Annotated in this window: 23 protein-coding genes; 7 read left to right on the top strand and 16 right to left on the bottom strand. The window is 52.3% G+C overall.

Annotated elements, in window-relative coordinates; all coding sequences use genetic code 11:
- Window positions 1–133: 133 nt before the first annotated feature.
- From patD to OGV80_RS09520, 8 genes are all read right to left on the bottom strand, one after another.
- Window positions 134–1,561 carry an aminobutyraldehyde dehydrogenase gene (patD, locus tag OGV80_RS09555; RefSeq protein ID WP_043016261.1) on the bottom strand — a complete coding sequence of 476 codons (1,428 nt, stop codon included), beginning with the start codon at window positions 1,559–1,561 and terminating at the stop codon, window positions 134–136.
- A 21-nt stretch (window positions 1,562–1,582) separates the two neighbouring features.
- A complete protein-coding gene (locus OGV80_RS09550; RefSeq protein WP_043016260.1) occupies window positions 1,583–2,389 on the bottom strand; it encodes an ABC transporter permease in 807 nt (268 codons plus the stop codon).
- Window positions 2,379–3,323, bottom strand: coding sequence for an ABC transporter permease (locus OGV80_RS09545; protein ID WP_043016259.1), 945 nt, complete (start codon window positions 3,321–3,323; stop codon window positions 2,379–2,381). Before OGV80_RS09545 ends, OGV80_RS09550 begins: the two co-directional genes overlap by 11 nt.
- Entirely contained in the window at window positions 3,324–4,340 is a 1,017-nt protein-coding gene (locus OGV80_RS09540) for an ABC transporter ATP-binding protein (RefSeq protein ID WP_286514669.1), read from the bottom strand.
- Window positions 4,341–4,356: 16 nt separating this feature from the next.
- Window positions 4,357–5,502, bottom strand: coding sequence for a putative ABC transporter substrate-binding protein YdcS (ydcS, locus tag OGV80_RS09535; protein ID WP_043016257.1), 1,146 nt, complete (start codon window positions 5,500–5,502; stop codon window positions 4,357–4,359).
- A 329-nt stretch (window positions 5,503–5,831) separates the two neighbouring features.
- Complete coding sequence (locus OGV80_RS09530) at window positions 5,832–7,241, bottom strand: aminotransferase-like domain-containing protein (protein ID WP_200000658.1); 1,410 nt, start codon at window positions 7,239–7,241, stop codon at window positions 5,832–5,834.
- A 92-nt stretch (window positions 7,242–7,333) separates the two neighbouring features.
- Complete coding sequence (locus tag OGV80_RS09525) at window positions 7,334–7,750, bottom strand: type II toxin-antitoxin system HicB family antitoxin (RefSeq protein WP_123915356.1); 417 nt, start codon at window positions 7,748–7,750, stop codon at window positions 7,334–7,336.
- 46 nt (window positions 7,751–7,796) lie between these two features.
- A complete protein-coding gene (locus tag OGV80_RS09520; protein WP_286514665.1) occupies window positions 7,797–7,973 on the bottom strand; it encodes a type II toxin-antitoxin system HicA family toxin in 177 nt (58 codons plus the stop codon).
- Window positions 7,974–8,238: 265 nt separating this feature from the next.
- On the opposite strand from OGV80_RS09520, the gene OGV80_RS09515 reads away from it, so the two are divergent.
- From OGV80_RS09515 to OGV80_RS09500, 4 genes are all read left to right on the top strand, one after another.
- Window positions 8,239–9,642, top strand: coding sequence for a cytochrome ubiquinol oxidase subunit I (locus tag OGV80_RS09515; protein WP_286514664.1), 1,404 nt, complete (start codon window positions 8,239–8,241; stop codon window positions 9,640–9,642).
- Window positions 9,642–10,652, top strand: a complete 1,011-nt coding sequence (gene cydB / locus OGV80_RS09510) for a cytochrome d ubiquinol oxidase subunit II (protein WP_043016252.1) — start codon at window positions 9,642–9,644, stop codon at window positions 10,650–10,652. The genes OGV80_RS09515 and cydB overlap by 1 nt, the downstream gene beginning before the upstream one ends.
- Window positions 10,652–10,777, top strand: a complete 126-nt coding sequence (locus tag OGV80_RS09505; protein WP_003020230.1) for a DUF2474 domain-containing protein — start codon at window positions 10,652–10,654, stop codon at window positions 10,775–10,777. The genes cydB and OGV80_RS09505 overlap by 1 nt, the downstream gene beginning before the upstream one ends.
- A 189-nt stretch (window positions 10,778–10,966) precedes the next feature.
- Entirely contained in the window at window positions 10,967–11,197 is a 231-nt protein-coding gene (locus OGV80_RS09500; RefSeq protein ID WP_043016251.1) for a DUF2554 family protein, read from the top strand.
- Window positions 11,198–11,200: 3 nt separating this feature from the next.
- On the opposite strand, the gene OGV80_RS09495 is transcribed toward OGV80_RS09500, so the two are convergent.
- Both OGV80_RS09495 and OGV80_RS09490 read right to left on the bottom strand, forming a co-directional pair.
- Window positions 11,201–13,162, bottom strand: a complete 1,962-nt coding sequence (locus OGV80_RS09495) for a peptidase U32 family protein (protein WP_043016250.1) — start codon at window positions 13,160–13,162, stop codon at window positions 11,201–11,203.
- A gap of 79 nt (window positions 13,163–13,241) precedes the next feature.
- Entirely contained in the window at window positions 13,242–13,778 is a 537-nt protein-coding gene (locus OGV80_RS09490; protein ID WP_043016249.1) for a helix-turn-helix domain-containing protein, read from the bottom strand.
- Window positions 13,779–13,883: 105 nt separating this feature from the next.
- Between OGV80_RS09490 and OGV80_RS09485 the strand changes: the two genes are divergently transcribed.
- Window positions 13,884–15,050: a benzoate/H(+) symporter BenE family transporter gene (locus OGV80_RS09485; RefSeq protein WP_080625217.1), complete on the top strand. Its 1,167-nt coding sequence runs from the start codon at window positions 13,884–13,886 to the stop codon at window positions 15,048–15,050.
- On the opposite strand, the gene OGV80_RS09480 is transcribed toward OGV80_RS09485, so the two are convergent.
- Window positions 15,033–15,902, bottom strand: a complete 870-nt coding sequence (locus OGV80_RS09480; RefSeq protein ID WP_043016247.1) for a helix-turn-helix domain-containing protein — start codon at window positions 15,900–15,902, stop codon at window positions 15,033–15,035. The genes OGV80_RS09485 and OGV80_RS09480 overlap by 18 nt on opposite strands.
- 183 nt (window positions 15,903–16,085) lie before the next feature.
- Here OGV80_RS09480 and OGV80_RS09475 point away from each other — a divergent pair, with 183 nt between their 5' ends.
- A complete protein-coding gene (locus OGV80_RS09475; RefSeq protein ID WP_286514660.1) occupies window positions 16,086–16,994 on the top strand; it encodes a DMT family transporter in 909 nt (302 codons plus the stop codon).
- 40 nt (window positions 16,995–17,034) lie between these two features.
- On the opposite strand, the gene OGV80_RS09470 is transcribed toward OGV80_RS09475, so the two are convergent.
- The 3 genes from OGV80_RS09470 to tehA form a co-directional block, all read right to left on the bottom strand.
- Complete coding sequence (locus OGV80_RS09470) at window positions 17,035–17,706, bottom strand: DUF3313 domain-containing protein (RefSeq protein WP_043016245.1); 672 nt, start codon at window positions 17,704–17,706, stop codon at window positions 17,035–17,037.
- A gap of 155 nt (window positions 17,707–17,861) precedes the next feature.
- Window positions 17,862–18,458, bottom strand: a complete 597-nt coding sequence (tehB, locus tag OGV80_RS09465; RefSeq protein WP_043016244.1) for a tellurite resistance methyltransferase TehB — start codon at window positions 18,456–18,458, stop codon at window positions 17,862–17,864.
- Window positions 18,458–19,459 carry a dicarboxylate transporter/tellurite-resistance protein TehA gene (tehA, locus tag OGV80_RS09460; protein WP_047411105.1) on the bottom strand — a complete coding sequence of 334 codons (1,002 nt, stop codon included), beginning with the start codon at window positions 19,457–19,459 and terminating at the stop codon, window positions 18,458–18,460. The genes tehB and tehA overlap by 1 nt, the downstream gene beginning before the upstream one ends.
- A 113-nt stretch (window positions 19,460–19,572) precedes the next feature.
- On the opposite strand from tehA, the gene ydcK reads away from it, so the two are divergent.
- Window positions 19,573–20,553, top strand: coding sequence for a YdcK family protein (ydcK, locus tag OGV80_RS09455; RefSeq protein WP_080625219.1), 981 nt, complete (start codon window positions 19,573–19,575; stop codon window positions 20,551–20,553).
- Here the strand turns inward: ydcK and rimL are convergent.
- Together rimL and OGV80_RS09445 are read right to left on the bottom strand one after the other, a co-directional pair.
- Window positions 20,545–21,090: a 50S ribosomal protein L7/L12-serine acetyltransferase gene (gene rimL, locus OGV80_RS09450; protein WP_043016241.1), complete on the bottom strand. Its 546-nt coding sequence runs from the start codon at window positions 21,088–21,090 to the stop codon at window positions 20,545–20,547. The two genes, ydcK and rimL, sit on opposite strands and share 9 nt — an antisense overlap.
- 91 nt (window positions 21,091–21,181) lie before the next feature.
- On the bottom strand, window positions 21,182–21,406 hold the full coding sequence (locus OGV80_RS09445; protein WP_043016240.1) for an HP1242/YdcH family protein: 225 nt from the start codon (window positions 21,404–21,406) through the stop codon (window positions 21,182–21,184).
- Window positions 21,407–21,466: the final 60 nt, after the last annotated feature.

Genomic DNA, 21,466 nt, shown 5'->3' with positions numbered 1-21,466 from the left:
ATTAGCCTGACCTCGCGGATATTTCCAACTTACCGCCGTCCGATGGCGACGAGGCCAGTGGCGCGAATAGTATCGACACACGTTTGCCAGTATTTAGCTATCCGTGCCCCCTTTACCGTTCGCGCTTAAGAAATTACTCATGCTTGATCATGACATGGCGAACAATCGTGTAATCCTCCAGTCCATAAACCGACATATCCTTGCCATAACCAGACTGTTTTTGCCCACCGTGCGGCATCTCACTAACCAGCGTGAAGTGAGTATTGACCCAGGTGCAACCATACTGCAGGCGAGCGCTAAATCGATGCGCGCGTCCCACATCCCGGGTCCAGACGGAAGAGGCCAGGCCGTATTTCGAATCGTTAGCCCACGCCAGCACCTGATCCTCATCCTCAAATACGGTTACGCTGACCACCGGGCCGAAAACTTCCCGCTGCACGATGGCATCATCCTGCTTTGCCCCGGCCAGCAGCGTCGGAGCAAAGTAGTAGCCTGCGCCATCCACTTTTTTACCACCGGTGATGACTTTGATATGCCCCAGCGCTTTGGCTTCATCGACCGCTTTCGTCACGCGATCGAGATGCGCCTGCGAGCTTACCGGTCCCAGCTCGGTCGATTCGTCATTCGGTGCGCCGATTTTCAGGCTTGCTACCGCAGCGCCAAGTTTCTCGACCAGCGCGTCATAAATGCCTTTCTGGGCATAAATTCGACAAGCCGCGGTACAATCTTGTCCAGCGTTGTAATAGCCAAAAGTTCGCACGCCGCTCACCACAGCATCCAGATCGGCATCATCAAAAATGATGACCGGAGCTTTGCCGCCCAGTTCCATATGCGTGCGCTTAATCGAAGGCGCGGTATGCTGGATAATGTGTTCACCGGTCGCAATGGAGCCTGTCAGAGAAACCATCCGGACTTTTTCATGACCGGTCAGCGGATCGCCTACCGTTTTGCCACGGCCAAACAGCACGTTGATAACGCCAGCCGGATAAATATCTTTGGCAAAATCAGCCAGCTTAAGCGCCGTCAGCGGGGTAATTTCTGACGGTTTAATCACCACACAGTTACCCGCCGCCAGTGCCGGCGCCAGCTTCCACGCCGCCATCATCAGCGGATAGTTCCACGGTGCAATAGAGGCCACCACGCCCAGCGGATCACGACGGATCATCGACGTATGCCCTTCCAGATACTCTCCGGCCGCCTGTCCTTGCAGGGTACGAGCCGCCCCGGCAAAGAAGCGGAAAACATCGACAATTGCCGGAATTTCATCGTTGAGGACGCAGTGCAACGGCTTACCACAGTTGAGTGATTCCAGCTCTGCGAAGGTTTGCGCGTTATCGGCGATTGCGTCAGCCAGTTTCAGCAGCAGTTCTGAACGCACTTTTGGCGTGGTTTGCCCCCAGGCGGCAAACGCGCTGTCGGCTGCGCGTACCGCGGCATCAACCTGCGCGGCTGAGGCTTCGGCAATCTCCAGAATGAGTTCACCAGTGGCAGGGTTATAGACTGGCTGCTTTTCACCTTCACCGTTGACCAGCTCGCCATTAATCAGTAATTGATGTTGCATAGCAATTTCCCATATCGTCGTTTATTTACCGTTTCCAGCGAGAGTGTCGCCTTCACGCGTTAGCCACCAGGCCCCTAAAATTGGCAGTGTCGTCACTAGCATTACCAGCAATGCCACAACGTTGGTGACAGGCACATCTCGTGGTCGACCCAACTGATTGAGCAGCCACAAAGGAAGTGTTCTTTCATGTCCGGCGGTGAACGTTGTCACGATGATTTCATCAAACGACAAGGCAAACGCCAGCATCCCCCCCGCCAGCAGCGCCGATGCCAGGTTTGGCAGCACGACATAACGAAAGGTTTGCCAGCCATTGGCGCCAAGATCCATAGACGCTTCAACCAGACTCCATGAGGTACGGCGAAAACGCGCCACGACGTTGTTAAATACCACCACCACGCAAAACGTCGCATGGCCCACGACGATCGTAAGAAAACCGGGTTCCAGGTTGATGGTTTTAAACGCCGTCAACAGCGCCAGGCCGGTAATAATCCCCGGCAGCGCGATCGGCAACAGCAGCAACAGCGATATTGCGCTTTTACCAAAAAAGTCCCTGCGCCACAGTGCTGCAGCGGCCAGCGTCCCCAGAACGAGGGCGATAGCTGTCGACAACGCAGCGATTTTAAGTGACAACGTCACCGATTCCAGAATATCGCCACGCTGCGCTGCAACGCTAAACCACTTCAGCGTTAACCCCTGCGGTGGAAAACTAAAAGCAGCCTCCTCAGTATTAAAAGCATAGGTGGCGATGATGAGGATGGGAAAGTGCAGGAAAATAACCCCACCCCATGCCGCCAGTTTGAGTAACCAGGGTGCGCGTTCAGAGTGCATCAAAAGCTCCCAGACGCTTCACGAACGCCAGATACAGTGCGATTAATACAATCGGCACCAGAGTAAATGCCGCCGCCATCGGCATATTGCCAATCGCCCCTTGCTGCGAATACACCATGTTGCCGATGAAATAGCCCGGCGGCCCCACCAGTTGCGGCACGATAAAATCGCCCAACGTCAGAGAGAAGGTAAAAATCGAGCCTGCCGCAATACCGGGTATCGCCAGTGGGAGGACCACATAGCGGAAAGTTTGACGCGGACGTGCGCCTAAATCAGCGGAGGCCTGTAATAGCGACGGCGGGAGTCTCTCCAGCGCGGCCTGTACCGGCAGGATCATAAACGGCAGCCAGATGTAGACGAACACCAGAAAGCGCCCTAACCCTGAAGTCGACAGCGTATTGCCGCCGACGGCAGGCAGCGTCAGAAACGAGAGCAGCAGCGGCTCCAGCCCCAGATGGGTTAAAAACCATTGCGCCACGCCGTCTTTAGCCAACAGTAACGTCCATGCGTAGGCTTTAACGATGTAGCTGGCCCACATCGGCAACATCACCGCAATGTAAAAAAAGGCTTTCATTTTGCCGCTGGTATAGCGCGCCATATACCACGCCATCGGAAACGCCAGAATCGCGCTGGCAATGGTGACCGCCACCGCCATCGTCAGGGTACGCAAAATGATGTCGTAGTTGGCCGGATTAAACAGCGCCTGCAAATTCGCCAGCGTCAGGTCCGGCGTGACCGACATGGTGAAATCGTCGAAGGTATAAAAACCTTGCCACAACAGCGTCAGCAATGAGCCGAAGTAGACAATGCCAAACCACATCAGCGGTCCGAGGAGCAGCAAAAACAGCCCCAGCCCCGGATTACGCCAGAAGAAACCTGAAATCCGGTTCAGACCTGTCGACTGTGGAGGCGAATGTAAGACATTCATAGCCATTCACCTCTCCTCAACCAGCGGTACCATCACGTCGCGTGACCACGACGCCATCACCTGCTGACCTGGCGACAACGTTGAGGGCAGCATTTCGCCCGTCAGATTCGCCTGGCTAACCAGCAACTTTTCACCACCGGCCAGTTTCAGTTCAAATCGTGTCGCCGCGCCCTGGTACTGCACCGCCTGGATAACTCCCGTAGCCTGGACTTCTCCCCCGGCATCATTCAAACGAATATGTTCCGGGCGCAGGGAGAACATCCCCTGTAACCCGCAAACGTTCGCTGACATCGTGGCATCAAAGACATTGGACGTCCCGACGAAACTTGCCACAAACGGTGTCCGCGGACGCATGTACAGTTCGCGCGGAGAATCCACCTGTTCGATGCGACCGTTATTAAACACCGCCACACGATCGGACATCGACAGGGCTTCCCCCTGATCGTGAGTGACAAAAATGAAGGTGATACCAAGAGATTGCTGTAATTTTTTCAGCTCCAACTGCATCTGTTCACGCAGCTTGAGATCCAATGCCCCGAGCGGTTCATCCAACAGCAGGACGCGCGGCTCATTAACCAGCGCCCGGGCAATCGCCACGCGCTGCCGCTGACCACCGGAAAGTTGCGACGGTTTGCGTTCATAAACAAAACCGAGCGCAACTTTATCCAGCGCCTCTCGCGCTTTGGCGTGGCGCTGTTTTTTATCAATGCCTTTGACCATCAGCCCGTAGGCGACGTTGTCAAGAATCGACATATGCGGGAACAACGCGTAATCCTGAAATACCGTATTGACGTCCCGTTCCCAGGGCGGCAATTCGCTGGCCTGCTTACCAAAAATGGTGATTGCGCCGCCTGACAGCTGCTCAAACCCTGCAATCAGGCGCAGACAGGTGGTCTTGCCGGAGCCGGATGGCCCCAGCATAGAGAAAAACTCACCGTCATTAATCGCAATACTTACGCCATCAGCTGCACGAACATCCCCGTACAGACGCGAGACGTTATGAAACTCCACTGCGTACGTCATAAAACCCCCAGCGGAATTAACGACCGCCCATAATGGCGATGTAATCCTGCGTCCAGCGACTGTAAGGAACGAATTTGCCACCTTCTGCGATCGGCGTTTTCCAGAAGGCAATTTTGTCAAAGTAACTATAGCCGTTGGTTTCACAGCCCTTTTCACCCAGCAGCGGGCTGGCTTTACAGCCTTCAGGCACTACTGGCAGAGAACCAAACCAGGCCGCAACGTCGCCTTGAACTTTCGGGGTTAATGACCAGTTCATCCATTTGTAAGCACATACCGGGTGTTTCGCTTCGCTGTGCAGCATGGTGGTATCAGCCCATCCGGTAACCCCTTCTTTTGGGAAAACCGTGGCAATAGGCTGGCCTTCCCCTTTCAGAGCGTTAGCCTGATAAGGCCATGCGCTTGACGCCACCACACCTTCGTTTTTAAAGTCGCTCATTTGCACGGTGGTATCATGCCAATAGCGATGGATTAGCGCGTGCTGATCGCTCAGAACTTTGATAACCGCCTGATACTGCTGTTCGGTGAGCTGATAGGGATCGGTAATGCCCAGCTGCGGCTGAGTTGCTTTAACGAATAACGCGGCATCGGCAATATAGATCGGCCCATCGTAGGCCTGAACGCGCCCTTTATTGCTTTTCCCGTCCGCAAGTTTTTGTTCAACAAAAACCACGCTCCAGCTATCTGGCGGCGTTGGGAAGATTTTTGTGTTATACATCAGCAGGTTTGGTCCCCACTGGTACGGCGTGCCGTAAACTTTTCCGCCAACGTTGAACCACTCGCCTTTTACCACGCGTGGATCGATGCTTTTCCAGTTTGGGATCAGCGCGGTATTAATCGGCTGAACGCGTTTACCCATAATCAGACGCAATGAGGCGTCACCGGAAGCGGTAACCAGGTCGTAGCCGCCTTTTGCCATCAGGCTGACCATCTCATCAGATGTGGCCGCCGTTTTGACATTGACCGCGCAGCCAGTATCTTTCTCAAACTGCGAGACCCAATCATATTGTTTATCGGTCTGTCCACGTTCGATGTAGCCCGGCCAGGCAATAATATCCAGACGGCCTTCCGGTTTATCTAATGATGTCGGGGGTTCGGCTGCCTGTGCAGTCATCAGCGTCATACTGAGTGCGCACAGGCTACTGAGGGCAAACTGCTTGCTCATAACGTCTTACTCCTGTCTAAAAAATATTGAGCGGCAGCCTTGCCGTAAATATATGTCCTTTCCTAAAAATAGTCGGGGTGTGGTAAGCGTTCCTGTTGGCGCAAGGAAATTTAATCAGGTTGTGAGCTAACGCTCATTACGCTACTGACGCTGACCGGGGATTTTTATCTTCTGGAGTATAGACAAGGAGTTAGATGCGATGGTGGCAATAGTAATAACTATTGATTTTTTGTATGGTAGCGCCCGATATAAATAACATCAGGGCGAGGTATCCTCTATTTCTGAAATATGAACGCGCCATTCTTTTATATTAAATAGCGCGTTATGTTTTATTTCATCATCTCGCGAATTAATTTTCCCAACTGTTTTACAGCCTGTTCCTCACGTTCCCCCCAGTGCCATGCGGTATTAAAACGGAAGAAACGAGTCCAGCTCCCCGAAGTCGAGAACATTTTTCCCGGCGCAATGCTGATATGGTGCGCCAGCGCCTGGGTACTGAGCACGCCTGCATCAAGCGGCTCTGGCAGTTCCAGCCACAGGAAATAGCCGCTGTCGTTGTGGTGAATTTTGACTTCCGCCGGAAGATGACGAAGCAGCGTTTGCCAGGCTTGCTGTTTGCGCTCCGCCAGCTGTCGGCGTAAGCGACGCAGATGTGCGTCATAGCGTCGGGTAGACAGGTAATCCACCAGTGCAAGCTGCATGGGGGAACTGGTGGATAAGGTGCTCATTAGCTGGAGTCGCTGAATACGCCGGGCATGCTTCCCGGCCGCTACCCAGCCAACGCGAAATCCGGGCACCAGGCACTTCGAGAAAGACGAACAATGCAAAACGCTGTCGGCGCGATCCCAGGCTTTGGCGGGCAGTGGTTTTTCACGGCCAAAATACAGCTCGCTGTAGACATCATCCTCTATCAGCATTACATGGTATTTCTCCAGCAATGCGACCAGATGCGCCTTCTTCTCTGGGCTGAGCGTAAAACCAAGCGGATTTTGGCTATTGGTCATCAGCCAGCAGGCTTTGACCGGATACTCCTGCAACGCCTGCTCCAGCGCGGTAAGATCGATCCCCTCTTTTACGTCGGTGGCGATCGAAAGCGCCTTCAGGCGTAATCGTTCAAGGGCCTGCAACGCCCCGTAAAAACAGGGGTTTTCGACAATCACCCAGTCCCCCGGTTCAGTAACTGCCTGCAGGCTCAGGTTGAGGGCTTCCAGCGCACCGGTAGTGATGACTATTTCATCAGGTGAAATGGTCATCCCCTGTTGAGCATAGCGACGGGCAATGGCATGGCGCAGTTCAGCATTTCCCGGCGGCAGGTTTTCGATCACGCTCATGGCGGTGGCGGTTTTACTCACCTGCGCCAGCGAGCGGTTCAACTGCTGGAGGGGAAACAGACGCGGATCGGGGAATGCAGAGGCAAATGGCATCACTGACGCATCCCGACTGGCCTGCAACATATCAAAAATATAGGTGTTGATATCCACCGCTTCATCGCGCATGACCTGCGCCTGCGGCGTGGCCAGTTCACGTTCAGGGCGCGCAGCAACGTAGTAACCCGACTGTGGTCGGGCGATAATTCGCCCCTGACTCTCCAGCAACTGGTAGGCGTGTCCGACGGTCATAAAACTCATGCCGCTGCTGACCACCTGTTCACGCAATGATGGCAAGCGATCGCCGGGCTGCCATACGCCAGACGCGATTTGATCGCGAATTTGCTCAGCCAGTCGCTGGTATTTTTTCATTTTTTGTCCTGATTATCGGTGTCGGTGACAACCACTGTATATATCAGTTTACATAATCAAGGTATTTTATATAACTGTTATAGTTAACAGTTTTACAACATCGCTAATGACAGCTCTTTGCCTAAGGCGCGGGCAGCTATCTGCACAGCATCAATTTTTGTCGCGTGCTTTAAATCGAATAAGCGAGTGATTTCCTGCTTAGGCCTGCCGATCCTGTTTGCCAGTTCCTGCTGGGTAATATTCGATTCAAGGAAGGCATTTAACAACAGAACTTTAGACGCAACGCTCAGTGGTATTTCCACATAGTCAGCGCCAGCGACAACCGCCGAAGGCAAAGGAATCGGTTCGTTATCGTCGAAATAGAATTCAAAAGCGGTGACCAATGCGGCTTGCGCAGCCTGCAAAGCATCATGACGGGTTTCTCCCTGAGTTAATGCTTCAGGAATATCCGGAAAAGACACCACAAACCCACCTTCCACGGCGGGTACTAGATTAACGGGATAACGCATGATTTTCTCAAAATTTCTCATATAATCAGCCTTATATTGATGATGATTACTGTAAGCCTGGCTGCTTTTGGATCGCTTTTCGCAGAGCCTCTTTTATCTCATCACCAGGATGCCTGAGCATAACGCTACGCCTTCCCTGATACCTCAACTTCAGATGATTTGAGCCGTTTGTAACTTCAACTCCCTGAGATTCAAGCCAGCGTCTGAAATCACTTTGCTTCACTGCGCCTCCCTGTCGTCTATTATACACACACAAAGTAAACATTTATGATTACTCTTTAATTACCTTGCTAGTAACATCGCAAAATTACTAGCGTGGGGAGGACGCTATTCAATAACGGGAACCCAGCTTCCAGATTTCATATCAGCCGGGCCAATCTATAACAGCGCGACAACTGTTATGGTTAAAAAGAACTGTTCTGTTTCTGCCTTCGATTGGTTCGCAGCCTTAGAATTGCGCTAAATCAATTTTGCCTGCGGAGTTAAGCATGTTCGGTCTTGACGCGTTTCACCTGGCAAGGATCCAGTTCGCGTTTACGGTATCCTTTCACATCATCTTTCCGGCCATTACCATTGGCCTCGCCAGTTATCTGGCGGTGCTCGAAGGGTTATGGCTAAAAACGAAAAATCCCGTCTGGCGCTCGCTATACCATTTCTGGTCGAAAATATTCGCCGTAAACTTTGGGATGGGCGTAGTTTCCGGGCTGGTGATGGCCTATCAGTTCGGCACCAACTGGAGCGGTTTTTCCGAGTTCGCCGGTAGCATCACCGGGCCGCTTCTGACCTATGAAGTGCTCACCGCCTTCTTCCTTGAAGCAGGTTTCCTCGGGGTAATGCTGTTTGGCTGGAACCGGGTTGGCCCGGGGCTTCACTTCTTCGCGACCTGTATGGTTGCGCTGGGTACTATTATTTCTACCTTCTGGATCCTCGCCTCCAACAGTTGGATGCAAACGCCGCAGGGTTATGAAATAGTTAACGGCCAGGTCGTTCCCGTCGACTGGTTCGCCGTTATTTTCAATCCTTCATTCCCTTATCGTTTGCTGCATATGTCCGTTGCCGCTTTCCTGAGCAGCGCGCTGTTTGTCGCAGCGTCGGGCGCATGGCATTTATTGCGCGGGAATAACACTCCGGCTATTCGCGTCATGTTCTCAATGGCGCTATGGATGACGTTAATCGTCGCCCCACTGCAGGCTTTGATTGGCGATATGCACGGTTTGAATACACTGAAGCATCAGCCTGCAAAAATTGCCGCGATTGAAGGACACTGGGAAAATCGCCCCGGTGAACCGACTCCGCTGCTGCTGTTCGGATGGCCGGATATGGAGCAGGAGCGCACCCGCTATGGGCTGGAAATCCCCGCGCTGGGCAGTCTGATTCTGACCCATAGTCTGGATAAGCAGGTTCCGGCCCTTAAAGAGTTTCCTAAAGAAGACAGGCCCAACTCTACCATGGTGTTCTGGTCGTTTCGCATTATGGCAGGGCTAGGCATGCTGATGATCCTGCTGGGCGCGATCGCCCTGCGGCTACGTTACAAGCAGCGGCTATACACCTCACGTCCTTTCCTGCGTTTTGCATTATGGATGGGTCCCTCCGGACTGATTGCCATACTGGCTGGCTGGGTAACCACTGAAGTTGGCCGTCAGCCGTGGGTGGTCTACGGTCTGCAACGTACCGCAGATGCAGTATCCGCGCATGGCGATCTACATATGAGCATCAGCCTGCTGTCCTTCTTTGTGGTGTACAGCTCAGTGTTTGGCGTCGGTTACAGCTACATGATTCGCCTGATCCGTAAAGGGCCGCAGGAAGATGATCCGTCAACGCCGCCATCCGGCACACCTGCCCGGCCGCTTTCTGCTGCCGTCCTCGACTCTCAACCGGAGGCACACCGCTAATGGGTATCGATTTATCAGTTATCTGGTTTGTAATTATCGTGTTCGCCACGTTGATGTATATCGTGATGGACGGTTTTGATCTTGGGATCGGTATCTTATTCCCGGCGATTCAGGACTCTGATGACCGTGATGTGATGGTCAACAGCGTCGCCCCGGTATGGGACGGCAATGAAACCTGGCTGGTGCTGGGCGGAGCCGGATTATTCGGCGCTTTCCCCCTGGCCTATGCGGTGATTGTCGATGCGCTGACGATCCCGCTGACGCTGATGCTAATCGGTCTGATTTTTCGCGGCGTCGCCTTCGAGTTTCGTTTTAAAGCCACGCCGGCGCATCGACCATTCTGGGATAAAGCTTTTCTCGGCGGTTCAATCCTCGCGACATTCACCCAGGGTGTCGTGGTGGGTGCCGTCCTCAACGGATTTTCCGTCACCGGACGCAGCTACAGCGGCGGTCCTTTCGACTGGCTGACCCCGTTTACGCTGTTCTGCGGCGTTGGCCTGGTTGTAGCCTACGCTCTGCTGGGAGCGACGTGGCTGGTGATGAAAAGCGAAAATCCGTTGCAGGAAAAAATGCGCCGTGTGGCAAAAAAACTGCTGCTGGCGATGCTGGTTGTCATTGCCATTATCAGCCTGTGGACGCCGCTGGCGCACAGTGCGATTGCCGAGCGTTGGTTTAGCCTGCCCAACCTGTGGTTCCTGATGCCGGTTCCGCTGCTGGTTGCGCTTATCAGCATCTGGCTGTGGCGTTCACTGGGGCAGCATCACTGCCATACGCTGCCTTTTGCATTGACGCTGGGGTTGATTTTTCTTGGGTTCAGCGGGCTGGGGATCAGTATCTGGCCACATATCATTCCGCCGTCCATTACGCTCTGGCAGGCGGCGGCTCCGGCGCAAAGTCAGGGCTTTATGTTGGTTGGCGCACTGCTGATTATCCCGATAATCCTGGTGTACACCTTCTGGAGTTACTACGTTTTTCGCGGCAAAGTTCAACATGGTGAGGGGTATCATTGATGCAACAAACAATCTGGAAACGCCTGATGTGGCTGGTGATCCTCTGGGGCGGCAGCGTGCTGGCTCTCGCCGCCGTTGGTATGTTCTTTCGTCTCCTGATGACGGCCGCCGGATTTAAGTCCTGAATCTCTCCCTGATAACAACCGGGCAGCGTCGCGCTACCCGGTTGTGACAAATCCCAACGTTGGCTAAACAAAAATGTAAAAAACATCGAAATGACAAAACAGAGATTGTCATTATGCCGATTAAAATATTGAATAGTCACCAGGCGAAATTATCGCCAATTCCGCAGCTAACGTACCAGAGGGTGCATGATGTTTAAGAAAGGGTTAACGGTGTTATTGCTGGCCAGCGCGCTTTTTTCCGGTCAGCTTTTCGCTACTAATCAGGGACATGAGTATCTTCAGGTGCAGGATGCCGATCACTTACTACGACACACCGCCGACAGCGATGAACTGCGAGTGACGGCGGAAGAATCCGCCGCCGATCTTCGCGAACACCATTACTGGCAAAAATCACGCAAGCCCGATACTCATCTGAGCTGACCTTTAGTTTTTACGCTTTGGCAACGTTTTCAGCAGTTCTTCGGGGCTGACGGAAGCCACCACGCTGCCCGGCAACGGCATCTTCAGAATGTGATGTTTCATCTTGCCGATCACGTGCATTTCGCATGGTCGGCAATCAAATTTCAGCGTCAGGACCTCATCGCCGTTAACCAGTTGCATCGGCGTGGCTTTCCAGCTTTTGATATTCCCTTTCGCCTGTTTCGGACACAGGTTAAACGCAAAACGCAGGCAATGTTTAGTGATCATCACCGGCACATCGCCCTTTTCTTCATGTGCTTCATAAGCGGCATCAATCAGCTGAACGCCATAACGGTGATAAAACTCACGCGCTTTATGGTTATAGACGTTAGCCAGGAAGCTCAGATGCGTTTGCGGATAAACCGGCGGCGGCTGTACAACCGGTTTACGGCGACCACGCTGATAGTTTTGCAAACGTGCAGCATCCAGCATGTCGACCGCTTCACGTCGCAACTGATTCAGTTGACCGTTTGGCACAAACAGCGCTCCCGGCAGATTCACCTGAATGCTGCGGGCGTAATAAAGCGTTTGTCCAAGCTTTGCCAGACCATCCTGCAGGTTGCTCAACGCTTTTTCCGCATTGTTCGCTTCCTCGAACTGGCCATCCAGCGTATGGGTAATACTCACCCCCTCCTCACTGGTGAGCGTCAGGATCAACTGCTCCTGCCAGCCACCCAACTCAATATCGACCGCGACGCGCCGCTCGCTGGAGGTTTTGGTCAATGCCTGCTGCCAGTTATGATCGAGGTTGCGGTTCAGCGGGTGATTGGCACGTACTTTGTGCAGATCGGCGGGCATTTCATTCGGCCATACCCGATAACGATTGTGCCCCGTTTTTTCTACGGTGTTGGCGCGAAATCCGACCACTTCGCGTTTGATTAACACGTTCAGGCCATCCCCGTTAGCCAGCGGTTCTGTCACTTCAACATCGAGATGATCTTTTGCCACCTTCAGGACTTCGCCGACCGGCAAACCGATAAACTTTGGTGAGTCGAATGCGCCGATATCACCTTTACGAGCATTCACAAAGTAATCGGTACTGCCGCGATGGAAGGTTTTTTCCGTGGATGGCGTAAAGAAATGTTCGGTACGCCCGGCTGAAGAACGGGCCAGATCGCCCCGCTCTTCAATGATTGCGTCCAGCATCTGACGATAATGCGCGGTAATATTCTTCACATAGCTCATGTCTTTGTAGCGCCCTTCAATTTTGAAGGAACGCACACCAGCATCAATCAATGCGCCGAGGTTGGCGGTCTGATCGTTATCTTTCATCGACAGCAGGTGTTTTTCATAGGAGACCACGCGCCCCTGATCGTCTTTCAGGGTATACGGCAAGCGACAAGCCTGAGAGCAGTCGCCGCGGTTAGCGCTGCGTCCGGTTTGCGCATGTGAAATATAACACTGGCCTGAATAAGCGACGCACAGCGCCCCGTGAATGAAAAATTCAATAGTCGCATCCGTAGCCTGATGGATGGCCTTGATCTGCTCAAGGCTCAGTTCGCGCGCCAGGACAATCTGGGTGAATCCGACATCAGCAAGAAACTTCGCCTTCTCGACGCTGCGAATATCACATTGAGTGCTGGCATGCAGCTCAATGGGCGGAATATCCAGCTCCAGGATTCCCATGTCCTGCACAATCAGGGCATCAACGCCGGTCTGATACAGATCGGTAATTAACCGCTGCGCGGGCTCCAGCTCATCATCATGCAAGATCGTATTTAGCGTCACAAAGATTTTCGCCCCGTAACGATGAGCGAAAGGCACCAGTTCGGCGATATCTTTCAGGCTGTTACTGGCGTTATGGCGCGCGCCAAAACCCGGTCCGCCAATGTACACAGCGTCTGCGCCGTGTAATATGGCTTCACGCGCAATGGCGGTATCCCGGGCCGGGCTTAACAATTCAAGGTGATGAGGCTGCTGGCGCATACAGTTGTTATCATCCACAAGCGATAAAAATGGCGGCTATTGTAGTCACAAGCGCGGCTTTTCGGAATAGTTTTCCCGATTAACTACGCGGGTAATGGATCAGCGAATGAAAGTGCGCTGTTTGTTCGTGACCGTTACGGTAGCTATGCGCCCTGTCTCCGGCAAAACGCACCCCCTCGCCGGGTTTAATGGTGCGCCATTGTCCCTCAATACACATATCCAGCAGCCCATTTATCACCACCACGTGTTCTATCACGCCGGTTTCATGCGGAGTCGATTCACTGAGCGCGCCGGGTGCCAGCAGTATCGAAAAATGATCGAAGCACAACTGCGGATCCCACGGAAACAGCGGTGTGACGACCATCGCCTGCTGCTGGGGATCAAATATTGGCGCACTGTCTGACTCCGGTGGTGAAATGAAGGTCGAAAACGGGACGTTCAGTCCGGTGGCAATTTTCCACAATGTCGCCACCGTTGGGCTGGATTCGTTGCGCTCAATTTGCCCCAGCATGGCTTTCGACACGCCGGTTTCCTCCGCCAGACGCGACAGACTCCATTCCCGCTGGTGACGTAGCGTCTTGAGCGTTGTGGCCAGATAGTGGGTTAAGTTATCCATTTTTCTCCTTCCTAACTATCCCTTCTCAGGGCTACAGCTTAACACTTGTACGCTATAACGCACAGTGCTACAGTGATTGACCGTTATAACGCACACGGAGTCACTATGCGTGCATTTTCCATCCCTCTGCCCACCGTACTATCGGGCTTCGTGGCTGTCCTGGTCGGCTACGCCAGCTCGGCTGCCATTATCTGGCAAGCGGCTCTGGCCGCAGGTGCGACGACTGAACAAATCGCGGGCTGGATGACCGCGCTGGGAATAGCAATGGGTGTCAGTACGCTGGCGCTGACATTATGGTATCGCGCCCCTGTGCTCACAGCCTGGTCAACGCCCGGCGCTGCGCTGCTGGTGACGGGCCTGCAAGGCGTCACAATTCAGGATGCCATCGGCGTTTTTATCGTAGCTAATGCGTTGATTGTGTTGTGCGGCGTAACCGGGCTGTTTGCCCGTCTGATGAAAATAATCCCCCATTCACTGGCATCAGCCATGCTGGCTGGGATCCTGCTGCGTTTTGGTCTGCAGGCGTTTAATAGCCTCAACAGTGAGCTTATTTTGTGCGGTAGTATGCTGGTGGCATGGCTGGTATTTAAAGTCACAGCCCCACGGTATGCAACGATCGCCGCGATGCTGGCGGGTATTGCTATCGCACTGATGAAAGGTGACGTTGTCACTAGCGGAGTGGATCTGTCGCCGGTGATGCCAGCGTTTATTGCCCCCCACTTTTCTTTGGCCCACAGTATCAGCATTGCACTACCGCTGTTTCTGGTCACTATGGCTTCGCAAAATGCTCCAGGTATTGCCACTATGAATGCGTCGGGTTATTCGTTACCCGTTTCACCACTCATTGTCTTTACCGGCCTGCTGGCCATGTTGTTTTCACCGTTTGGCGTCTATTCCATTTGCATTGCCGCTATCACCGCCGCAATTTGCCAAAGCCCCGAAGCGCATCCTGATGCTAAACGGCGCTGGCTCGCCGCCGCCGCTGCTGGTGTTTTCTATCTTCTGGCTGGGGTGTTTGGCGGTTCGGTCACAGGAATGATGGCGGCCCTGCCGGTAAGTTGGATCCAGATGCTGGCCGGTCTTGCTTTGCTCGGGACGATTAGCGGTAGTTTATATCAGGCATTGCATAATGAAGCAGAGCGCGATGCAGCTATTGTTACGTTTCTGGTCACGGCCAGCGGCCTGACGTTACTGGGTGTTGGCTCTGCATTCTGGGGATTAGTGGTCGGCGGTATCTGCTACGCAGTGTTGACGTTATTTCGCCGCACGTAACTGCGTTGGCGTTTTACCCGTTACCTGTTTAAACCGATTACTAAAATGGCTCGCAGAACTGAATCCGCAGGCCATCGCAATGTCCGACAAACTGCGTGAAGAGTAACAGACCAGATGCTGCGCCAGCGCCATACGGCGTTGCATCACGTACTGATGCGGTGCCGTTTTCATCGACTGGCGAAACATTCTGGCAAAGTGGAATTCACTAAGCGCCGCCTCGCTTGCGAGGTCGCTCAGGGTTATTGGGTACGCCAGATGCGCGTCAATATAGGCCAGCACGTTGCGTAAGGTGGCCGGCGCCAGTCCTCCAGTGACGGTAGGCAGTCGCCATTGAACATTACTGTAATGCTGGATCAGATGCGTTAACAGCAGCGAAGAGGCAGCGCTGAGCGTGAGATGATTGGCCGGTTGCTGCCAGTCGTTACCAAGCAAAAACTGACGGTAAACCGCCGTGATCCCCGGGTCACTGCCAAATGTATGCTCGTCCAGCGTAAAGCTATAGGGGCTTTTGTCCCAGACTTTTTCACCCACTTCGCGCAGATGAGCGTCGGTACAATACAGGTGAACAAAGGAGAGATCGTCGCGGATATCCCAACTTGACTCGCTTTCTTTCGGCATCAGGCAAAAACGGTCAGGTCCCCCGCCATTCTTCCAGCCTCCCGCCGTTTTGTGGTAACTCTCGTAGCCATCCGCGATGTATAAACTGAGCGTATGGTGATCGCAATACTGAGTGATGGTATCACGCTTATTTGACCAGGCCGCCAGTTGGATCCCTGAATGTAACGCAACCGATTCATGCAGCACGGCATTATGTTTGCGTAAGTTTTCAAAGGCATCGTAGGGCTGAGGCATACCATCACATTCAAAATAAGTTAGCAGGCTTTCAGTCTATAACAGCCACATATTGTTAACAGCTGCCTTTTCGCTTTTACGCTAAAAAAGCGCAAGATTTTGCAAGTCCGCCGCAAGCCGATGAAAGCCTCCTGCCACCAGACATGACACAGTGTGAGCCTGACGACAAAAAGAGAGAGTTGTATGAACGCACTGTTGTACTGCCTGGTGGTGGTCATTTGGGGAACGACATGGATTGCGATTTATTTGCAGCAAGGCCCGGTTTCTGCGCCGGTTTCTATTTTTTGGCGCTTTGCCGTTGCCAGTTCGGTGATGATAGTTATCCTGCTGGTTAGCGGTAAATTACGCAAACTGTCTGGCCGCGATCATCTGTTTTGCCTGTTACAGGGCGGATGCGTTTTTTGCTTCAATTTCTGGTGCTTTTATTCAGCTGCAGCGTGGATTAATACCGGCCTGGAGTCGGTGATTTTCTCAATGGCAGTCCTGTTCAATGCGGTCAATAGCTTCATCTTTTTTGGGCAAAAACCACCGCTGCGCTTTTATATTGCAGCCGGTCTGGGACTGACGGGCATTGTTACCCTATTCTGGCAAGATTTGCTCAACAGCGGGTTCAACCATTCACTGCTGCTGGGCATCGGTTTAAGCGCTTTGGGAACCTTCGGCTTCTCATTGGGTAATATGATCAGCCTGCGTCACCAGAAAAAAGGGCTGGAAGTGTTAACAACCAACAGTTGGGCCATGCTGTACGGTACGCTGCTGATCGCCGCCATTGCGCTGGTGCGCGGTGACAACTTCACGCCGCAGTGGACATTTAGCTATCTTAGCGCGCTGTTGTATCTGGCTATTTTTGGCTCAGTGATTGCCTTTGGCGCGTATTTCACACTGGTAGGTCGCATTGGCCCCAGTAAGGCGGCATACAGTACGCTGCTTTTCCCGTTGGTCGCGCTGACGCTATCAACATTGTATGAAGGATACGTCTGGCAGGTTAATGCGATTGCCGGACTCGTATTGATATTACTGGGGAACATGGTGATGTTTGCCCGACCAGAAGCGCTGATGGGTAAACTATTATATCGACGCCGGACGGCATAAAAAAACGCACCATCCAGGGATGGTGCGTTCTTCATTATTATTATGGTTTTTTATTCACGTCAAACATGGTGGCATCAGTCGCCATGTCATCAACAACTTTCTTCAAAGTCTCGAACGCCATCGGCGTGCTTTCGTTGTTCAGGTCTTTGCCTTCACCCTTACGTACAACTTTAATCACTGGTTTATTGGTCGCCGCATCAATCAACTCACCCTCGAAATAGAGGTTGGTATCCATGGTACGGTGACCCGTCGCCATTTGCGTTCCTGCAACGAGCAGGGCAACCGGAACCACTTCATAGAACTGCAGCCCTTCTTTGCTGGTCGCAACACCGGTAATCGCTCCGCGGAAAATCAGGCTACGTGGTCCAGGGGTAGCCACCAGCGGTTTACGCTTGCTGATAGCGGATTTCAACTGTGTATTGGTATAGGTCAGCAGTTGATCAAGAACCTGCTGCCCTACCTGCGTAGTAGGCTTAGGAACCGGATAATACGTTACCGGGTTATAAACAATGTTGTCATATTTGGATTCGTTGTAGCTCGGATCAACCCAACGGAGTACCGTTTGTCCCGATGCTGATTTTGTTTCCTTCAGATCAGAGTAATTTTTTAAAAACCCAGAATATTTTTCCGGCTCGGTTACTTTTGACGCACAGCCGGATAATGCCAACAAGCCAGTAAGCACTGCAACTTTAAATAAAGTTTGAGTACGCATGAAACGATCCCTTTAGTTTTCGCAATGATGCCTAAAAAGGATAGCAAAACAGTTTCATTTTAGATGTACTAAAAATGGTAAGCACCGCACAATTTTATCTCTGCGCTCAGCACAAAAAATGCTGAACGCAGAAAGAGTTAACCCAGACGGGAGACTCAGGCAGTTTTACGTGCCAGCATTGTGGCAAAGCGCAGTTTAATTCGATTACCGTTTTCATCCGTACGATGAAGTTCGCCCACGTCTTCGTTATATTTCAGCAGATCCCACCCGTTGTAATAGTTGCGTAATTCTCCGGCTTTAAATGCGAACGGAAAACCAACGGTGCACGGGAAATCATCGGTATCCATCGCCGCAACGATTAAGTTATATCCACCCGGTTTCGTGCAACGTTGCATATTTTCAATAAGGCCAGGGATAGTTTTGGCTTCAAGGAACATCAGCACAACGGTAGACAGAATAAAATCATATTCGCCATCAAAGCGTAATGCGTTGAGGTCCGCAACATTCGCCTGCAGATTAGTCAGCCCTTCAGCGGCTTTGATCCTTTCAAGATTAGCGATGCTCATGGGGTTTTTATCCCATGCTGTCACGTCATAACCGTTTGCCGCAAGGTACAGGCTGTTACGACCGTTACCGCAGCCCAGATCCAACGTTTTGCCCGGTTTTACAATTTTTGCCGCTTCAACGACATCGGAATGTGTACGGGTTAAATCGTATTTCTCAGTAAAGTAGTTTTCGTCGCAAAGGGTCATTATTTATCCTCAGATTTCAGTAATGCAGTACGCTCCGTGCGGATGAGCAGTTTTCCCTGCATCAGCAATGCAAACGTACGTACCAGTAATAATGCAATGATAAAATTGGTAAAAATAAACAGTGGGATCGACAGCGTATGAAAAAATCCCGAATCGCTTCCGTGCCCCAGGTGCAGCCCTGTTGTCGCCAAAGCCGACACGCCAAACGAGAAGCTCCAGAAAGACGCATTAAATGGCTGTGACAAATACCACGGCATAAGGCGTAGCATGAACAGAAGTTGCAGCAAACCATAGCCGAACAGCATTTTAGCTAACGTATCGCCCTCGCCGCCGTTGACGCTAAGCCAGGCGCTGCAGGCGACCAGCGCAGGCGCCAGTTGAATGCCAAGTGAGGTTCGTAAAACCGCAGGCAGCTCGCCGCAGCTACGTAAACGTTGCAGAATCACTGGCTCCAGGCTGAGCCAGGAAAATACCCCTGCGCCCAAAAACACCAATCCTGCATCATTGAAACCAAGCGCTCCGCAGGCCATTGCGCTGATAAAGTTATTGGCGACGGTTGGCAGATACAGACCCGGCGTGGTGGCTTCCTCTGGATGCGCACCGCGCCATAACCCTGCCGTTTGCCAGGCCGCGTATGCCAGCTGTATCACCACCCCAATGCTGAACAATCCAATTGCCAGCGGTCGATACCATGGGACAAAACCAATCGCTACCAACATCGTGGTGGCCGGAAACAGACTGACAAAGCTACTCATCACCGGGTGACGAATTTCCGCCAATACGCTATGTGGAAAACGCAGTAAACGGCTCAGAAAGGCCAGCGTCAGCAGCCCCCAAATGACCATAGCGAGGATCACTAAACCGTCGCCAATCCGGTGGCTCACTGGCCACACCTGACTGGCATAACGCCACGCGAATCCCATCCCGATGATGCCCAGTACCATGCCAAAATAACCGGCCGGAAGATTGAGGACCCGCTCACTCTGTTTGTTCTTACTCATTTTGTTTATTTTTTAAAGTATATTTGAAATGCATTTTATGGAATTTCCGCTGATTTAGCCAGTGCGGAAAACTTTGCTACGTTTAACTAAGGTGCGCCACACGGAAATGAGCTATGACCAAATATCGTCTGGGCGATGAGCCTCGTTCCTTTAGTTACCAGGATAATGGCAATAAAAAAAGCGTATTACTACGCCAAATCATTGCGCTCACTGATTTTAGTGATGTCCAGGCCGGTACACCGGGCGGCTGGGTTGATGACGAATGCGTATTGTCGCAAAGCGGCGACTGCTGGATTTACGATGAAAACGCGCTCGCGTTTGCCGGGGCGACGATTACAGGAAACGCCCGCATTACCCAGTCAAGCGTAGTCAGAGATGGCGCGCACATTAGCGATGCCGTGTGGATTGACCGGGCTGAAATCAGCCATAACGCGCAAATACGTGACAACGTCACCATTCAGGATTCGGTGGTTCGCGGTGAGTGCCTTCTCTTCGGTGATGCGCGCGTTATGTGTGGCTCTGAAATCATCGCCGCCAGGGGGCTAACCCGTGAACGCGACCAGCTTCTGCAAATTTACGAACGGGCCACCGTCAGTCATTCTCGGGTGGTTCATCAGGCGCAGATCTATGGCGATGCGCAAATCAACTATGCGTTTATCGAACATCGGGCGGAAGTTTTTGAGTTCGCCCGGGTGGAAGGTAATGAAGAGAATAATGTCTGGATTTGCGATTGTGCCAAAGTCTACGGCCATGCGCGCGTCGTCGCCGGAACCGGAGAAGACGCTATTCCTACCCTGCGCTACAGCTCGCAGGTGGCGGAGCACGCGGTGGTTGAAGGTAACTGCGTGCTGAAACACCATGTGCTGGTCGGCGGTCACGCGCATTTACGCGGTGGGCCGCTCCAGCTTGATGGTCATATCCTGATTGAAGGTCACGCCTGCGTGCAGGGCGAAGTGCTGATCGAGCATCATATTGAAATAACCGGCCAGGCGCACATTGAAGCGTTTGATGGCGATGCTATTCATCTGCGCGGGCCGAAGGTGATCAACGGTGAGCAGCGCATTACGCGCACACCTATCGCAGGCTTATTCTGAGGGACCATCAATGATGCGGGCATACAGATTCACATCATGGTAATCACCGTTAAGGAACTCCGCCTGTTGCATACACCCTTCCAGTTGGAAGCCATTGCGCAGCGCCACCTGGTTGCTCTCAACGTTCTCCACACGACATTTAATCACAAAGCGGCGGATCTCCTGACGCTGTGCAAAATGATGAATCAATGCCTGTAACGCCAGGGTCATGATGCCTTTTCCCTGCTGCTCCTTATCCAGCCAGTAGCCAATATAAGCCGCTTTGTTCAGCGGTTCTATCTGGTTAAACGAGATGACGCCCACCACAGTTTGTTGCGCAAAAATAAGGAACATTTTGGCGTAACCGCGCTGGTGCAGCATCATATTGCCCTGCACGTTCTTGCGGGTGTCTTCCTCAGAGGCAACAAACTGCGGCCAGTTCAGCGACTGCTGGAGCCAGGTTTTATTTTTAAGCACCAACTGATGCAGAGGTGTGACGTGTTGCTCTTCTACGGCACGCAGTTCTAACGTGTCATTGATGGTAATCACTTCTGACATTTTCATTCCGTTATGCTGGTTAATCTCATTAAATAAAAACAGGAAGGGCTTCCCTTTTGGAAGCCCTTTTACACAGCAAGTGCCGTTTTGCTTAGCTCTCGCTGACACTCTCTTTTTGCAATATTTTGAGCAGATCTTCCTTCAGGTGGAGTTTCTGTTTCTTAAGGCGAACAATGTCCAAACTATACCCCCGACCATCCGAACCTTCCAGTCTGGAGATCTCATGATCAAGGCTGTTGTGTTTTTCGAATAAGGACAGAAAGCGAGGGTTCTCGGTTTTCAGTCGGGAAATAAGGTCTCTGTATTCTGGAAACATACTTTCTCCCTGTTAGTGGACAAGAATGTGTATAAGAAATACACACCCACAGAGTACCCA

It is taken from the genome of Citrobacter sp. Ce119, assembly GCF_030334525.1.
Lineage (GTDB): Bacteria > Pseudomonadota > Gammaproteobacteria > Enterobacterales > Enterobacteriaceae > Citrobacter > Citrobacter europaeus.
Note: the sequence above shows the minus strand (reverse complement) of the source record. Positions and strands in the feature narration are given on the sequence as shown.

Bases quoted from the DNA above. Each gene is read 5' to 3' on its own strand.
- patD (WP_043016261.1), bottom strand. From the start codon at position 1,561: ATGCAACATCAATTACTGATTAATGGCGAGCTGGTCAACGGTGAAGGT.
- OGV80_RS09550 (WP_043016260.1), bottom strand. From the start codon at position 2,389: ATGCACTCTGAACGCGCACCCTGGTTACTCAAACTGGCGGCATGGGGT.
- OGV80_RS09545 (WP_043016259.1), bottom strand. From the start codon at position 3,323: ATGGCTATGAATGTCTTACATTCGCCTCCACAGTCGACAGGTCTGAAC.
- OGV80_RS09540 (WP_286514669.1), bottom strand. From the start codon at position 4,340: ATGACGTACGCAGTGGAGTTTCATAACGTCTCGCGTCTGTACGGGGAT.
- ydcS (WP_043016257.1), bottom strand. From the start codon at position 5,502: ATGAGCAAGCAGTTTGCCCTCAGTAGCCTGTGCGCACTCAGTATGACG.
- OGV80_RS09530 (WP_200000658.1), bottom strand. From the start codon at position 7,241: ATGAAAAAATACCAGCGACTGGCTGAGCAAATTCGCGATCAAATCGCG.
- OGV80_RS09525 (WP_123915356.1), bottom strand. From the start codon at position 7,750: ATGCGTTATCCCGTTAATCTAGTACCCGCCGTGGAAGGTGGGTTTGTG.
- OGV80_RS09515 (WP_286514664.1), top strand. From the start codon at position 8,239: ATGTTCGGTCTTGACGCGTTTCACCTGGCAAGGATCCAGTTCGCGTTT.
- cydB (WP_043016252.1), top strand. From the start codon at position 9,642: ATGGGTATCGATTTATCAGTTATCTGGTTTGTAATTATCGTGTTCGCC.
- OGV80_RS09505 (WP_003020230.1), top strand. From the start codon at position 10,652: ATGCAACAAACAATCTGGAAACGCCTGATGTGGCTGGTGATCCTCTGG.
- OGV80_RS09500 (WP_043016251.1), top strand. From the start codon at position 10,967: ATGTTTAAGAAAGGGTTAACGGTGTTATTGCTGGCCAGCGCGCTTTTT.
- OGV80_RS09495 (WP_043016250.1), bottom strand. From the start codon at position 13,162: ATGCGCCAGCAGCCTCATCACCTTGAATTGTTAAGCCCGGCCCGGGAT.
- OGV80_RS09490 (WP_043016249.1), bottom strand. From the start codon at position 13,778: ATGGATAACTTAACCCACTATCTGGCCACAACGCTCAAGACGCTACGT.
- OGV80_RS09485 (WP_080625217.1), top strand. From the start codon at position 13,884: ATGCGTGCATTTTCCATCCCTCTGCCCACCGTACTATCGGGCTTCGTG.
- OGV80_RS09480 (WP_043016247.1), bottom strand. From the start codon at position 15,902: ATGCCTCAGCCCTACGATGCCTTTGAAAACTTACGCAAACATAATGCC.
- OGV80_RS09475 (WP_286514660.1), top strand. From the start codon at position 16,086: ATGAACGCACTGTTGTACTGCCTGGTGGTGGTCATTTGGGGAACGACA.
- OGV80_RS09470 (WP_043016245.1), bottom strand. From the start codon at position 17,706: ATGCGTACTCAAACTTTATTTAAAGTTGCAGTGCTTACTGGCTTGTTG.
- tehB (WP_043016244.1), bottom strand. From the start codon at position 18,458: ATGACCCTTTGCGACGAAAACTACTTTACTGAGAAATACGATTTAACC.
- tehA (WP_047411105.1), bottom strand. From the start codon at position 19,459: ATGAGTAAGAACAAACAGAGTGAGCGGGTCCTCAATCTTCCGGCCGGT.
- ydcK (WP_080625219.1), top strand. From the start codon at position 19,573: ATGACCAAATATCGTCTGGGCGATGAGCCTCGTTCCTTTAGTTACCAG.
- rimL (WP_043016241.1), bottom strand. From the start codon at position 21,090: ATGTCAGAAGTGATTACCATCAATGACACGTTAGAACTGCGTGCCGTA.
- OGV80_RS09445 (WP_043016240.1), bottom strand. From the start codon at position 21,406: ATGTTTCCAGAATACAGAGACCTTATTTCCCGACTGAAAACCGAGAAC.